We start from the raw sequence: 14,121 nt of genomic DNA, 5'->3' as shown, positions 1-14,121 counted from the left end.
CGTGGAGCTCCGCGCGCCGCCCGTGAGATCCCTCCGGGCCCGCCCCCGGGCCGTTCCCCCTCCGGGGCGTCGACGGCCCGCCGACGGCCCCTCAGCGGCCCGCTGACGCCCTGTCCGACGGGCGCCCCGGCCCCGCCCGAGGGCGTCTCCGCGAGGGTGGGGCATCCGGTGCGGGTGGGGTCGAATGACCCACCTCACAGCACACCCGACACAAGATATGGGGCCGCTTCGCGAGCGCAGCACAAGATGTATGCTCATGCTCGCTGTCGCCGCAGGGGAATCCGGTGGAAGTCCGGAACTGTCCCGCAACGGTGTGTTGGTGCGCTTTCGCGTACCCGCGAGTCCGAAGACCTGCCGAACAGCGCACCCGGCCGTCCGGTCCGGGTGCCGATGTCGTCCGGGCCTCGTGGAATGGGCTCGCGGACGCGTGCGGAGCCGTGTGCCCTCAAGCCCGGCGTCCCGCCCGTACCCGCTGCCCTCCGCGAGGCTCCGAGCCGAGCGAGGGAGAGCTTCATGACCATCGCGCCAGCCGATCCGTCGACGGCCGAGGTGCGGGCCGAGGAGATCCAGGGCCCCGGGGACGCGCTGCTGCGTACCCTCACCGACCTCACCGCGGATCTCCCCGACACCGACCCCGGCCGGGTCGCCGCCGCCGCGCTCCGGGGCCGCAACGCCGCCTCGGACGAGGCCGAGCTGCGGTCGCTCGCGACGGAGGCCGCCGCCGGTCTGATCTCCGAGGACCCCGCCTACTCCCGGCTCGCCGCCCGCCTGCTGACCCGCACCATCGCCGAGGAGGCCGCGGGCCAGGGCGTCACCACCTTCACCGAGTCGGTCGCCACGGGCCACCGCGAGGGCCTGATCGCGGACCGCACCGCCGCCTTCGTCACCGCGCACGCCGAGCGGCTCGACGCTCTGGTCGACCCGGCGGCCGACGACCGCTTCGGCTACTTCGGCCTGCGCACCGTGCACAGCCGCTACCTGCTGCGCCACCCGCACACCCGCCAGGTCATCGAGACGCCCCAGCACTTCATGCTCCGCGTCGCCTGCGGCCTCGCCGAGGACGACTCGGCGCGGGCCCTCGACGAGGTCGCCTCGCTCTACCGGCTGATGAGCGCCCTCTCCTACCTGCCCTCCTCCCCCACCCTCTTCAACTCCGGCACCCGGCACCCGCAGATGTCCTCCTGCTACCTGCTGGACTCCCCCAAGGACGAGCTGGAGTCGATCTACGACCGCTACCACCAGGTCGCCCGGCTCTCCAAGCACGCCGGCGGCATCGGCCTCGCCTACTCCCGTATCCGCGCCCGGGGTTCGCTGATCCGCGGCACCAACGGGCACTCCAACGGCATCGTGCCGTTCCTCAACACGCTCGACGCCTCGGTGGCCGCGGTCAACCAGGGCGGTCGGCGCAAAGGCGCGGCCGCGGTCTACCTGGAGACCTGGCACGCCGACGTCGAGGAGTTCCTGGAGCTGCGGGACAACACCGGCGAGGAGGCCCGGCGCACCCACAACCTCAACCTCGCGCACTGGATCCCGGACGAGTTCATGCGCCGGGTCGACGCCGACGCCGACTGGTCGCTCTTCTCTCCCTCGGACGTCCCCGAGCTGACCGACCTGTGGGGCGACGCCTTCGACGCGGCCTACCGCGCGGCCGAGGCGCGGGGGCTGGCCCGGCGGACCATCCCGGCGCGCGAGCTGTACGGCCGGATGATGCGCACCCTGGCTCAGACCGGCAACGGCTGGATGACCTTCAAGGACGCCTCCAACCGCACCGCCAACCAGACGGCGCTGCCGGGCCACACCGTGCACTCCTCGAACCTGTGCACGGAGATCCTGGAGGTCACCGACGACGGCGAGACGGCCGTCTGCAACCTCGGCTCGGTCAACCTCGGCGCCTTCGTCGACGGCGGCGCGATCGACTGGGAGCGGCTGGACGAGGCGGTGCGCACCGCCGTCGTCTTCCTCGACCGCGTGGTCGACATCAACTTCTACCCGACCGAGCAGGCCGAGCGCTCCAACTCCCGCTGGCGGCCGGTGGGCCTGGGCGCGATGGGGCTCCAGGACGTCTTCTTCCAGCTCCGGCTGCCCTTCGACTCCCCCAAGGCCCAGCGGCTCTCCACCCGGATCGCCGAGCGCATCATGCTCACCGCGTACGAGACCTCCTGCGACCTCGCCGAGAAGAACGGCCCGCTGCCGAACTGGGACCGCACCCGCACCGCCCAGGGCGTGCTCCACCCGGACCACTACGACACCGACCTGGCCTGGCCGGAGCGGTGGGAGGCGCTGCGCGCCCGGGTCGCGGAGAGCGGCATGCGGAACGCGCTGCTCCTCGCCATCGCCCCGACGGCCACCATCGCCTCGATCGCCGGTGTCTACGAGTGCATCGAGCCGCAGGTCTCCAACCTCTTCAAGCGCGAGACGCTGAGCGGGGAGTTCCTCCAGGTCAACTCCTACCTGGTGGAGGACCTGAAGCGGCTGGGCGTCTGGGACGCCCGCACCCGCGAGGCGCTGCGTGAGGCGAGCGGGTCGGTCCAGGGCTTCGCGTGGATTCCCGAGGAGCTGCGGGCGCTGTACCGCACCGCCTGGGAGCTGCCGCAGCGCGGCCTGATCGACATGGCGGCGGCCCGGACCCCGTTCCTGGACCAGAGCCAGTCGCTCAACCTGTTCATGGAGACGCCCACCATCGGCAAGCTCAGCTCGATGTACGCGTACGCCTGGAAGAAGGGGCTGAAGACCACGTACTACCTGCGGTCCCGCCCGGCCACGCGGATCGCCCGCGCCGCCGGCGGCTCCGCCCCCGCCACCGCCACCGTCCCGGCGCAGGCGGCCCCCGACGCGGAGGCCATCGCCTGCTCCCTGGAGAACCCCGAGTCCTGCGAGGCATGCCAGTAATGACCACCCCCGACACCACCCCGGCAGCGAACGCGCACACCGTCGGCGCGGCGAAGAACCTGCTCGACCCCGGCTTCGAGCTGACCCTGCGCCCGATGCGGTACCCGGACTTCTACGAGCGCTACCGGGACGCGATCAAGAACACCTGGACCGTCGAGGAGGTCGACCTCCACTCCGACGTCGCCGACCTGGCGAAGCTCTCCCCGGGTGAGCAGCACCTGATCGGGCGGCTGGTCGCCTTCTTCGCCACGGGTGACTCGATCGTCGCCAACAACCTCGTGCTGACCCTGTACAAGCACATCAACTCCCCCGAGGCGCGGCTCTACCTGAGCCGGCAGCTCTTCGAGGAGGCCGTGCACGTCCAGTTCTATCTGACGCTGCTCGACACCTACCTGCCCGACCCGGCCGACCGCGCGGACGCCTTCGCGGCGGTGGAGAACATCCCCTCGATCCGCGAGAAGGCGGAGTTCTGCTTCCGCTGGATGGACTCGGTGGACAAGCTGGACCAGTTGGAGAGCCAGGCGGACCGCCGCAAGTTCCTGCTCAACCTGATCTGCTTCGCCGCCTGCATCGAGGGGCTCTTCTTCTACGGGGCCTTCGCCTACGTGTACTGGTTCCGCTCGCGCGGGCTGCTGCACGGGCTGGCGACCGGCACCAACTGGGTCTTCCGTGACGAGACGATGCACATGAGCTTCGCCTTCGACGTGGTCGACACGGTCCGCAAGGAGGAGCCGGAGCTGTTCGACGACAAGCTCCAGGAGCAGGTCGTCGCGATGCTCAAGGAGGCCGTCGAGGCCGAGCTGCAGTTCGCCCGGGACCTGTGCGGGGACGGCCTGCCCGGCATGAACACCGAGTCGATGCGCGAGTACCTGGAGTGCGTCGCCGACCAGCGGCTCACCCGGCTGGGCTTCGCCCCGGTGTACGGCTCGCAGAACCCGTTCTCCTTCATGGAGCTGCAGGGTGTGCAGGAGCTGACCAACTTCTTCGAGCGCCGGGTCTCGGCCTACCAGGTCGCGGTCGAGGGCACCGTCTCCTTCGACGACGACTTCTGACCGGCCCCGCCAACGCCAACGCCCGCCGCCCGGCCCCTCGTCCTGAGGGCCGGGCGGCGGGCGTCGGTGCTGGGCGCGCGTGCGGGTCAGCGGCTCTCGACCCGGAAGACGGCGCGCTTGGGCTGGAGGGTGATCCCGATCCGGGGCGCCGGGTCGGTCTCGGGGACGGGGACGAGCCGCCAGCGGGGCAGTACGGTGGCGAGCATCAGCGTGGCCTCGACCATGCTGAAGTGGTCGCCGGGGCATTTCCGGTTGCCCGTGCTGAACGGCATCATCGCGTACTGCGGTACCTTTTCGGCCCGTTCAGGAATCCACCGGTCCGGGTCGAAGACGTCCGGCCGGTCGAATGAGCGCGGATCGTGCTGCATCGCATACGCGCTGTAGATGATGTCCGCCCCGGCTGGAATGCGATAGCCACCGAGTTCCGTGTCCGCGACGGCACGGCGAGTGAATATCCACGCCGCAGGCCGTATCCGCATCGATTCGACGATGACATTGCGGGTGTGGTCGAGGGAGCCCAGATCGCCGAAATTGACCGGTCGGTCCGGTGCCACGGTTAGTGCCTCCTCGGCCACCCGCTGTTCCTCGGCCGGATGTTCGGTGAGGAGCTGGAAGCACCAGGCGAGTGTCGAGGCGACATTTTCGGCCCCGGCGACGATCAGCGAGACGAGATGGTCGTGAATCTCCTGATCGCCGAGCGGCCTGCCTTCGCCGTCCTCGGAGGTGAGCAGAATGTCGAGCAGGTCGTCGGCGCCCTTGCCCTGCGCGTGCCGCTCGGCGATCACCTCGTCGACGAGGTGGTGGAGGTCGGCCAGCGCCCGCTCGAAGCGCCGGTTGGCGGGGGTCGGCAGCCGGTGCAGCGGTCCGAAGGAGAGGATCATCCGCCGGTACAGGCCGCTGAAGACGGTGTGCAGCGAGGCGCTGATCCGGTCCGCCTTGGCGCCGATCGAGTCGACCTCCAGCAGCGAGCGGGCGACCACCCGGACCGCGCAGCTGAACGTCTCGGCGCCGATGTCGACCACCTGCCCGTCCTGCCAGCGGTCGGCCATCGCCCGCGCCTCCTCCTCCATCACGGTCGCGTACGAGGCGATCCGCTCGGGCCGGAAGGCGGGCTGCATCATGCGGCGCTGGCGGCGGTGGTCGGCCCCGTTGCTGGTGGCCACCCCCTTGCCGAGCAGCACTTCGAGGTTCTCCCACAGCGGCCCGCCGACCTGGAACTCCTGGGAGTTGCGCAGCAGCGCCCCGACCAGCTCGGGCGCGCAGACCGCGTACGCCGTCTTCGGGCCGAGTTTGACGCGGACCAGGTCGCCGTGGTCGCGCAGCCCGGTGAGGAAGGCCAGCGGGTCGCGGACCAGGCTCGGGGCGTGGCCGAGGACGGGCACGCTGCCGGCCACCAGGGGCGGGGTGCGCGGGCCCGGGGCGGCGGGGCGTTCGGTGGTGGATTCGGCGCTCACGCGTCACCTGCCAGATCGCTGACGTAGGGCGGGGTGCTCCGGTCGTCCCAGCTGTCGACGCGGTAACGGCCGGACTCGTGGTGGAACCAGTAGACGGAGGAGAACCAGTTCCGCATGTTGAAGACGGCCGACCCGACCGCTTCGGCGACGGACCGGGCCTCGGCGGTGCCGGCTCCTCCGGGGAGTGCGGCGAGATGTCCGGCGAGGAGTTCCCGCAATTCCTTCTCCGCCACCTCGAATTCGGTGACGCAGTTCTCCACGCGTTTCCTCACCTCCACCACGGCCTCTTCGAGCGACAGTCCCTCATGGCGTATGAGACTGATTCCCAGATTGTGCTGGTCGTCGCCCGCGAGTTCTTTCGGGAGTGAGCAGAGGTCGTTGTACCAGGCGGAGAAATCCTGGCAGTGCCGGGCCGCCGCGAGAAAGGGGCCACTCGTCCTCAGGTCCGCGGGAATCTCGCGTCCCGCGGTGGGTTCGAGAAGGTCGATCCAGACGGAGTGGCCGAAGGTGTGGCGGCGCAGTTCGATGTATTCGGCGACCTTCGGGGTGACCTTGGTGACCCGGTTCTCGAATTCCTGGTCGTAGGCGCCGACGATGGCGTGGAAATGGCGGGCGAACCGCTCGTTCCAGGCGGGGCCGAGGAAGCCGTTCAGCCGATGGACGGTCTCGGCGAAGGCCGCGACCAGCGGCTCCGGGTGGGCGAGGTGGTCGCCGGGGGCGTCCAGCGCGGTGTGCAGTTCGGCGCTGAGCCGGTACCAGGCGGTGCGCCGCCCGTGGACGGCGTCGCGGTCGTGCTGGTCGTCCCAGACGAAGAACCAGGTGCTGAAGTCGGAAATCGCCGAGATGACGTCCCTCGGCGCGCCCACGTAGTAGCCGGCGATGAGGTCGGTGTAGCGGAGTTCGTCCGCATAGCGGGTGACCTTGTCGGCGGGCATCAGTCGCTTTTCGAGCAGCCAGGCGCGGGACTCCACCTGAAGCTTTGGCCAATACTCATGACGATGTCGCGGAAACGCTTGTTCGATCACGGGCAACGCCAGCGCCTCGGGCACCGAAGTCGTCTGCGCCCGTGCGGTGCTGTGTGGGAAAGCAGGCACGAACAAACCCCTTTCATCCGCTTTCTGCCGGTGCCCCCTGCCGGGCGGGGCACCGCGCGGTGGTGTATCCCCCGCCCTTTCCATTGAGCACCACAACTGGCCAGTCTGGAAACAGATTTGCTCCATTCGCCACCCCGCGCCGACCCGAAGATCGCCATACGTGTCCGAAAATTGATCATGTCCCCACGACACACCACCGCCCCGCCTCCCGTACGGGGAGAGCGGGGCGGTGCGGGTCCGCGGCGGCGGGCCGGCGGGGGCGCCTCAGTCGTTGGGGACCGTCTCGTAGCGCGGGGTGCCCTCGGCCATCTGCCGCAGGGCGTCCTTGCGCTCGCGCTTGGAGAGCCGGTCGATGTAGAGGTAGCCGTACAGGTGGTCCGTCTCGTGCTGGAGGCAGCGGGCGAAGTAGCCGGTACCGCGCACCACGATCGGGTTGCCCTTCTCGTCCTGGCCGCGGACCACCGCGTAGTCGGGGCGGGCCAGCTCCGCGTAGGCGGTGGGGACCGAGAGGCACCCCTCGTTGGAGTCGTCGAGGACGCGGCGCTCGGAGGGCAGCTCGTCCAGGACCGGGTTGCAGACCACGCCGACGTGGCGCGCGCCCTCGTCGTCCGGGCAGTCGTAGACGAAGACCTTCTTGTCCACGCCGATCTGGTTGGCGGCCAGGCCCACGCCCTCCGCCGCCCGCTGGCTGGCGAACATGTCGTCCACCAGCTGGGCCAGCTCCGCGTCGAAGACCGTGACGTCCTTCGTCTCGCGGTGCAGCACCGGGTTGCCCACCACGGTGATCGGACGCGCGGTGCCCCGGGCGCGGTAGGCCGCCTCACGCTCCTCGGTGTCCTCGGTGTCGATGACGAACCCCTCGTCGTCGACCGGCAGCACACCGCCCGCCACCGCCTGCTGCTCCGTGTCCTGCTGCGCCATGTCCGCTTCCGCGCCTTCCTGGGAACCCGTTGTCCGTGCCCGTACAGCCTACGCGGAGGCGGCGGCGCGGGTGGCCGCGAGGACGGAGCGGCTCAGCACACCTCTTCGAGGTCGCGCCAGGCGCGGGTGTCCGGGCTGTCGGCGACCCAGCCGTCGAGCAGGCCGCGCACCAGGGCGGGCGGGGCGGCGATGCCGCACTCGCGCTCGGGGACCCACAGGTCGCCCTCGCCGGAGGTGGTCCGGTGGCCCAGCGGTCCGGGCTGGCCCGGTTCGCTGTGGTCGTGCGGGTCGACGTGCCGCTCGCCGCCGCCCTCGTCGCTGGGCATCCGGCTCTCCGAACAGGTCCGGCAGAGCAGCCGTACGGACGAGGACCAGTCCTCGGCGGCGAACCCGGCGTCGGCGGCCAGCAGCTCCAGGGCGTCCCGGTCGGCCGGGGCCTGCGCCTCCAGCAGCACCACCCAGGTCGGCACCGGGGAGGGCGCCCACAGCTCGATCTCGTCGAAGACCGGGTAGGTGTCACCCGAAGCGGTGGTCCGCTCGCCGTGCGGGACCCCGTCGTGCAGGATCACCTCGCCCCAGCGGCGGCCGGAGGAGGGCAGCGGGATCGACTGCACCTCGATGCGGGCCGGGTCCAACCGCCGGCCCCAGACCACCTCGGCCTCCCCCTCGGGGGAGATCCGCACGGCGGCGCTGCCCAGCCCCATCCCGGACGGCTCACCGGAGGCCGCCGCGTCCCCGGGGATCTTCAGTCCGTACGCCTGCCAGGCGCGGCGGGCCAGCGGCCAGTCCTGGAGGGCGGTGGCGGCGATGCCGACGTTCCACCAGTCGGGGGCGCCGGTGTCCCGGTCCAGCAGGGCGACGGCGCGCAGTCCCGCGGTACGGGCCTGTTCCCAGTCGTGGCGGAACTTGTGGAGCAGGGCGAGGTTGAACCAGGACTCGGAGAGCCACGGCTCCAGGTCGGCGGCGCGCGTGAGCAGCGCGCCCGCGTCCTCGTACCGGCCGTCGCCGATCAAGGTGAACGCTCGGTCGGTCGCCTGCCGCCAGGAGGCGGAGGGGCGGTGCCGTCCCTTGCCGAAGATCCTCACGATTCCCGCCTGCCGGTGTCCGGTCCCTTCGGGTCCCCCGCCCGTGCGACGGCGCTGAGCCTGGGGACGGGGTACCTCTTCGCATCCAACCACGGACGGTTGGGGCGTCGCTCATTACCCATGGGTTACCCACTGGCGTGAGGTGCAGACCTTCTCGGACCGGGTCGCTCTATCGAGTGACTTGCCCAGGGAGCGTCCGGCCTGTATTCGCCCGCTCCCGGGCCGTCCCGGAGGTCAGGGCGTGTCCGCCACTTCCGTCGGGACGATGTCGTGCTGCGGGACCGCCTGGCCCGCCCGGATCATGTCCAGGCGGCTGATCACCTTGTCCCGCAGGTCCGCGGGGACGTCGTCCTGACCGCAGCACCGCTTGACCAGCTTCTTGACGGCCTGCTCCAGGCCGTACTTCTCCAGGCAGGGAGAGCACTCGTCGAAGTGCGTGCGGATCTTGTTGGAGTCGCTGTCGGGCATCTCGTGGTCGAGGAACTCGTAGAGATGGTCCAGGACTTCACTGCAATCCGTCTCGTGCGGCTCTCCGCAGCTCATGACCCCGCGCCTTTCCGCTCGTTCGGTTCCGCCGCGCTCGCCCCGGAACCGGCGGGGACCAGCCCGCGCTCGCGGGCGTAGTCCTCCAGCATGCCGCGCAGCTGGCGGCGGCCGCGGTGCAGGCGGGACATCACCGTCCCGATGGGTGTACCCATGATGTCCGCGATCTCCTTGTAGGCAAACCCCTCGACATCGGCCAGATAGACGGCGATGCGGAACTCCTCGGGGATCGCCTGGAGGGCGGACTTCACGTCGGAGTCGGGAAGGTGGTCCAGCGCCTGGGACTCGGCGGAGCGCAGACCGGTCGACATGTGCGACTCGGCACGCGCCAGCTGCCAGTCCTCGATCTCCTCGGCGGCGCTGCGCTGGGGCTCACGCTGCTTCTTGCGGTACGAGTTGATGAAGGTGTTGGTGAGAATCCGGTAGAGCCATGCCTTGAGGTTGGTGCCCTCACGGAACTGGTGGAACGACGCGTACGCCTTGGCGTAGGTCTCCTGGACCAGGTCCTCGGCGTCGGCCGGGTTGCGGGTCATCCGCAGGGCCGCCGAGTACATCTGGTCGAGGAAGGCGAGCGCGTCCCGCTCGAACCGCGCGGTCCGCTCCGCCGAGGTCTCCTCGGGCTTCTCGGGCACATCCTGGCTTCCCGCGTCGGTCCCCGTGACCGGACCCACCTCCTTCAGCGTTGTGGCGGGCCCGCCGGCCGGGCCGCCCGAATCGGAGGATAGACCACGCTCCTGGACTTCCCGGCGATCCCGGCCGGAGCCAGTGCGCACGGGCGCCTGCAGCACCGACCACTCCAGGTCGGTGGCGCGCTCGCGGCTCGGGCAGATGGTCGAACCCATGCGGCGGACTTCCTCTCGTGATCAACGCTGGCGAAGCACCTTCGCCCCGCACAACAGCCGCCGCCCGCTCGGCATTCCCGGCCCCCCACGAGGCCCACCGCCTCCACCACGAGGCCCGCTGCCGTCCGACGCGAGCCCGCCCCGACCGACGCGAGGCCCGCCCGACCCACCGCGACGCCGGGGGCTTCCGGCCACCCCATGCCCCGCCTCAGCCCACCGGCAGCCGTTCGATCCACGCCCCCACCGCGTCCGTGATCACCTCGAGCGCCTCCTCCTGGCCGACGGGCGCCTTCTTCGGCACGGCGAACCCGTGATCGCCGTACGCCACCTCGGCCAGCTCGTAGCTCCCCCCGGGGAACTCCTCCGGACGCCCGAACGGGTCCCGCCCGCCCTGCACCACCAGCGTCGGCACCCCCGTCCCCAGCAGTTCCCCGGCCCGGCTCCGCTCCGGCTTCCCCGGCGGATGCAGCGGAAAGCTCAGCGCGAGCACCCCGGCGGCCCCCAGCTCCGCCCCGGTCCGGCAGGCCACCCGCGCCCCCGCGCTGCGCCCGCCCGCCACCACCGGCAGCCCCTCCCCGGCCACCTCGCCCCAGACCGCCTCCCACCCCTTGTCCAGCGTCTTCGGCGCCGGCGCCACCTTCTTCCCCGCCACCCGCCAGGGCTGCTCCACCAAGGCCACACTCACCCCGGCCCCCGGCAACACCCCCGCCAACGCCACCAGATCCCGCGCCTCGATCCCACCCCCGGCCCCGTGCCCGAGCGCCAGCACGACGCGCGGCACCTCCGCCCGCACCCAGGTGACCCGCGCCTCCCCCACATCCGTGGCAACCGTCACCCGCTCCCCCGCCGCCGGCACAGCGGGAACAGCCACACCCTCAGACCTCGCTACGTTCATCCCGCCATCCTGCCCCGCCGACCACACCCCGCCCCTCCGGCACCACCGGCGACACCCCAGCCAGCACACCCCCCAAGCCCGACCGGCAGAACCCAGCCCGGCCGCAGAACCCAGCCCGGCCGGCAAAACCTAGCCCGGCCGGCGTTTGAGGCCACCTTTCAAGCCCGGCCGGCGTTTGAGGCCATCTGTGACCGGCACGGTCGCCACGCACAGCACACCCCTGATCAGCCCGGCCGGCGCTTGAGGCCCCCGCACGCTAGAACAGCGTCCCCACCTCGGGCCCGTCCAGCTCGGACACGAGCCCGGGCCCGTTGTTCCGCACATTGCTCACCGCCGTGGCCACGGGATAGGCCCGCATCAACCCCTCAGGCGGCGCCCCCAACAACTCCCGCACCTCCCCCACATCCGTCTTCGACGGATCAAGCCACGCATCCCACTTGTCCGGCGTCAGCATCAACGGCATCCGGGGATGAATGTCGGCCAGCGCCCGGGGCCCCTCCTCGGGCCCCACCCCGAGCGGCGCCGCCTCCGCCTCGGTCGTGATGACGGAACACGTCACCCACCAGGCCCGCGGATGGTCCCCCGGCAACGAGGGATCACGCCAGAACTCGTACAGCCCGGCCATCGCGAAAACCGACCCGTCGGCAGGCGTCACGAAGTAGGGCTGCTTACGGGCCCGCTTCCGCTTCCCCTCCTCCTCCTTCCGCTCCTCCGGGGCGGTCACCCACTCGTAATAGCCGTCGGCGGGGAGGATGCAGCGCCGCGAGGCGAAGGCCCGGCGGTAGGCGGGCTTCTCGTGGACGGTCTCGGCCCGGGCGTTGATCATGCGGGCGCCGCCGTCGGGCGAGGTGGCCCAGGAGGGGACGAGCCCCCAGGTCAGCATCCGCAACTGCCGTACGGGGCGCGGGTCGTCGCTCCCCTTGACCGGCCGGTCGAGGATGGCGGGAACCTCCTTGGTGGGCGCCACGTTCCAGTCGGGGACGAGGGTCTCGGTGGGCACGGGGGACGCCCCCGCCTCGTGGCCGTCCTCCTGGCCTTCCGCCGCCTCGCTCAGCTCGGTCTTCTCGACGCCGAAGATCTCGCTGAGGTCCTCGGGGCTCCGGGTGGCCGCGTACCGTCCGCACATACGTGCCAGACTGCCAGGCCGTGCCACCGGACCGCCACCAGTTGGGGCCCGGGGCCGCGCGTCCCACCCTCGCGAGGAGCCGCCCGAGTATGCAGAGCACCACCGCCGCCCCGGCCACCGACCTGTGGGACCGCGTCACCGGGACGCAGACCGCCCCCGAGTTCTGGCTGGTCGTGGCGACCGGCGTGGCGGCACTCGCCGTGGTCCTGTGGGGCCCGGCCTGGCGCACCGCGCGGAACGCGATCACCATCGCCCACGAGGGCGGCCACGGCCTGATAGCCCTCGTCACCGGCCGCACCCTGGAGGGGATACGCCTCCACTCGGACACCTCCGGGCTGACCGTGAGCCGGGGCAGGCCCACCGGCCCGGGCATGATCCTCACCGCCCTCGCCGGTTACACCGCCCCCTCCCTCCTCGGCCTCGGCGGCGCCTGGCTGCTGGCCTCCGGGCACATCACCCTGCTGCTGTGGGTGGCGACGGCTCTGCTGCTCGCCCTCCTCGTGATGGTCCGCAACGCCTACGGCGTGTTGACCGTGCTGATCACCGGCGGCCTCTTCGTGGCGGTCTCCTGGCTGGCCGGCTCCGAGGTGCAGGCCCTCTTCGCCTACGCGGCCGTCTGGTTCCTGCTGCTGGGCGGGGTACGCCCGGTCTTCGAACTCCAGTCGAAGCGGCGGCGCGGCGGCGCCCCGGACTCCGACGCCGACCAGCTCGCCCGGCTGACCCACGCCCCGGCGGCCATCTGGCTCTTCCTCTTCCACGCGGTGGCGCTCTGCTCGCTGATCGGCGGGGGCGGCTGGCTGCTCGGCCGGTGACCGTGCACGGGGAGGAGCGGCTGGGCGCACTAAAGTGACGGCATGACCCTGAACCCCGTATCCACCCCCCTCTGGCCTGCCCCGTACGCGACCGGAGCCGTCGAGGCGACGGTCCAGGTACCGGGGTCCAAGTCGGTCACCAACCGCGCGCTGGTGCTGGCGGCGCTCGCCGCCGAGCCGGGCTGGCTGCGCCGGCCGCTCCGCTCCCGCGACACCGTGCTGATGGCGGAGGCGCTGCGCACCCTCGGCGTGGGCATCGAGGAGACCGTCTCGTCCGACTCGGCGGCGCCGGGCAGCACCCTGGCCAAGGGCGGCGAGGCGTGGCGGATCATCCCGTCCGGCCTGCGCGGCCCCGCCACCGTCGACGTCGGCAACGCGGGCACCGTGATGCGCTTCCTGCCGCCGCTCGCCACCCTCGCCGACGGCGACATCCGCTTCGACGGCGACCCGCGCTCCTACGAGCGTCCGCTGCACGGCGTGATCGACGCGCTGCGCGCGCTGGGCGCCCGGATCGACGACGACGACCGGGGCAGCCTGCCGATGACGGTGCACGGCACGGGCTCCCTCGACGGCGGCACGGTGGAGATCGACGCCTCCTCGTCCTCCCAGTTCGTCAGTGCCCTGCTGCTGTCGGCGCCCCGCTACAACCAGGGCGTCGAGGTCCGGCACATCGGTCCGCGGCTGCCCTCGATGCCGCACATCCGGATGACCGTCGACATGCTGCGCCGGGTCGGCGCCCAGGTGGACGAGCCGGAGTCCGGCGGCGAGCCCAACGTCTGGCGGGTCACCCCGGGCGCCCTGCTCGGCCGGGACCTCACCGTCGAGCCGGACCTGTCCAACGCCCAGCCCTTCCTGGCGGCGGCGCTGGTCACCGGCGGCCGTGTGGTCGTTCCGGACTGGCCGGCCCACACCACGCAGCCGGGTGACCGGCTGCGGGAGATCTTCACCACGATGGGTGGTTCCTGCGAGCTGACCGAGGCGGGCCTGGTCTTCACCGGCTCGGGCCGCGTCCACGGCATCGACGTGGACCTGGGCGAGGTCGGCGAGCTGACCCCGGGCATCGCCGCCGTCGCGGCCCTGGCCGACGGCGAGTCCGTCCTGCGCGGCGTCGCCCACCTGCGGCTCCACGAGACGGACCGGCTGGCCGCGCTCACCAAGGAGATCAACGAGCTGGGCGGCGACGTCACCGAGACCGCCGACGGCCTGCGCATCCGGCCCCGCCCGCTGCACGGCGGCGTCTTCCACACCTACGACGACCACCGGATGGCGACCGCCGGTGCGATCCTGGGCCTGGTGGTGAAGGGCGTCGAGATCGAGAACGTCGCCACCACCGCGAAGACCCTGCCCGACTTCCCCGACCTGTGGACCGGCATGCTCGACGGGACCGGGCAGTGACGGCCGGGAGCTG

Annotated in this window: 12 protein-coding genes and 1 riboswitch; of the genes, 4 read left to right on the top strand and 8 right to left on the bottom strand. The window is 71.7% G+C overall.

Translation table 11 applies throughout. The features are described from left to right. Positions 1-244: 244 nt before the first annotated feature. Positions 245-373: riboswitch (cobalamin riboswitch) on the top strand. A 140-nt stretch (positions 374-513) separates the two neighbouring features. Then, positions 514-2,889 (top strand): ribonucleoside-diphosphate reductase subunit alpha, encoded by a 2,376-nt coding sequence (locus tag IF45_RS0106790; RefSeq protein WP_030306227.1) that lies wholly within the window; start codon positions 514-516, stop codon positions 2,887-2,889. Further along, entirely contained in the window at positions 2,889-3,941 is a 1,053-nt protein-coding gene (locus tag IF45_RS0106785) for a ribonucleotide-diphosphate reductase subunit beta (protein WP_003950764.1), read from the top strand. The genes IF45_RS0106790 and IF45_RS0106785 overlap by 1 nt, the downstream gene beginning before the upstream one ends. A gap of 86 nt (positions 3,942-4,027) precedes the next feature. Here IF45_RS0106785 and IF45_RS0106780 read toward each other — a convergent pair whose 3' ends face one another. The 8 genes from IF45_RS0106780 to IF45_RS0106745 form a co-directional block, all read right to left on the bottom strand. Further along, positions 4,028-5,395 carry a bifunctional albaflavenone monooxygenase/terpene synthase gene (locus IF45_RS0106780; RefSeq protein WP_030306224.1) on the bottom strand — a complete coding sequence of 456 codons (1,368 nt, stop codon included), beginning with the start codon at positions 5,393-5,395 and terminating at the stop codon, positions 4,028-4,030. Next, positions 5,392-6,489: a terpene synthase family protein gene (locus IF45_RS0106775; protein WP_003950762.1), complete on the bottom strand. Its 1,098-nt coding sequence runs from the start codon at positions 6,487-6,489 to the stop codon at positions 5,392-5,394. Before IF45_RS0106775 ends, IF45_RS0106780 begins: the two co-directional genes overlap by 4 nt. A gap of 264 nt (positions 6,490-6,753) precedes the next feature. Next, on the bottom strand, positions 6,754-7,410 hold the full coding sequence (gene def, locus IF45_RS0106770; RefSeq protein ID WP_003950761.1) for a peptide deformylase: 657 nt from the start codon (positions 7,408-7,410) through the stop codon (positions 6,754-6,756). A gap of 92 nt (positions 7,411-7,502) precedes the next feature. Next, positions 7,503-8,495 (bottom strand): tetratricopeptide repeat protein, encoded by a 993-nt coding sequence (locus IF45_RS0106765; RefSeq protein WP_008415712.1) that lies wholly within the window; start codon positions 8,493-8,495, stop codon positions 7,503-7,505. A 234-nt stretch (positions 8,496-8,729) separates the two neighbouring features. Further along, positions 8,730-9,038 carry a mycothiol system anti-sigma-R factor gene (gene rsrA / locus IF45_RS0106760; RefSeq protein ID WP_003950759.1) on the bottom strand — a complete coding sequence of 103 codons (309 nt, stop codon included), beginning with the start codon at positions 9,036-9,038 and terminating at the stop codon, positions 8,730-8,732. Then, entirely contained in the window at positions 9,035-9,709 is a 675-nt protein-coding gene (locus IF45_RS0106755; protein ID WP_026048295.1) for a sigma-70 family RNA polymerase sigma factor, read from the bottom strand. The genes rsrA and IF45_RS0106755 overlap by 4 nt, the downstream gene beginning before the upstream one ends. Positions 9,710-10,088: 379 nt before the next feature. Continuing rightward, complete coding sequence (locus IF45_RS0106750; RefSeq protein WP_030306222.1) at positions 10,089-10,736, bottom strand: alpha/beta hydrolase family protein; 648 nt, start codon at positions 10,734-10,736, stop codon at positions 10,089-10,091. 295 nt (positions 10,737-11,031) lie between these two features. Beyond that, positions 11,032-11,901, bottom strand: coding sequence for an SOS response-associated peptidase (locus IF45_RS0106745; RefSeq protein ID WP_030306221.1), 870 nt, complete (start codon positions 11,899-11,901; stop codon positions 11,032-11,034). Positions 11,902-11,990: 89 nt separating this feature from the next. On the opposite strand from IF45_RS0106745, the gene IF45_RS0106740 reads away from it, so the two are divergent. After that, positions 11,991-12,713, top strand: a complete 723-nt coding sequence (locus tag IF45_RS0106740; RefSeq protein ID WP_003950755.1) for a M50 family metallopeptidase — start codon at positions 11,991-11,993, stop codon at positions 12,711-12,713. 42 nt (positions 12,714-12,755) lie between these two features. After that, positions 12,756-14,108, top strand: coding sequence for a 3-phosphoshikimate 1-carboxyvinyltransferase (gene aroA / locus IF45_RS0106735; RefSeq protein WP_030306220.1), 1,353 nt, complete (start codon positions 12,756-12,758; stop codon positions 14,106-14,108). Positions 14,109-14,121 lie beyond the last annotated feature (13 nt).

Source organism: Streptomyces albidoflavus, assembly GCF_000719955.1.
Classification (GTDB): domain Bacteria; phylum Actinomycetota; class Actinomycetes; order Streptomycetales; family Streptomycetaceae; genus Streptomyces; species Streptomyces albidoflavus.
This window is presented reverse-complemented; position numbering and strand designations above follow the sequence as displayed.

Excerpts from the sequence above, each read along its gene's own strand:
- def (WP_003950761.1), bottom strand. The coding sequence starts at position 7,410 with ATGGCGCAGCAGGACACGGAGCAGCAGGCGGTGGCGGGCGGTGTGCTG.
- aroA (WP_030306220.1), top strand. The coding sequence starts at position 12,756 with ATGACCCTGAACCCCGTATCCACCCCCCTCTGGCCTGCCCCGTACGCG.
- IF45_RS0106745 (WP_030306221.1), bottom strand. The coding sequence starts at position 11,901 with ATGTGCGGACGGTACGCGGCCACCCGGAGCCCCGAGGACCTCAGCGAG.
- rsrA (WP_003950759.1), bottom strand. The coding sequence starts at position 9,038 with ATGAGCTGCGGAGAGCCGCACGAGACGGATTGCAGTGAAGTCCTGGAC.
- IF45_RS0106740 (WP_003950755.1), top strand. The coding sequence starts at position 11,991 with ATGCAGAGCACCACCGCCGCCCCGGCCACCGACCTGTGGGACCGCGTC.
- IF45_RS0106790 (WP_030306227.1), top strand. The coding sequence starts at position 514 with ATGACCATCGCGCCAGCCGATCCGTCGACGGCCGAGGTGCGGGCCGAG.
- IF45_RS0106785 (WP_003950764.1), top strand. The coding sequence starts at position 2,889 with ATGACCACCCCCGACACCACCCCGGCAGCGAACGCGCACACCGTCGGC.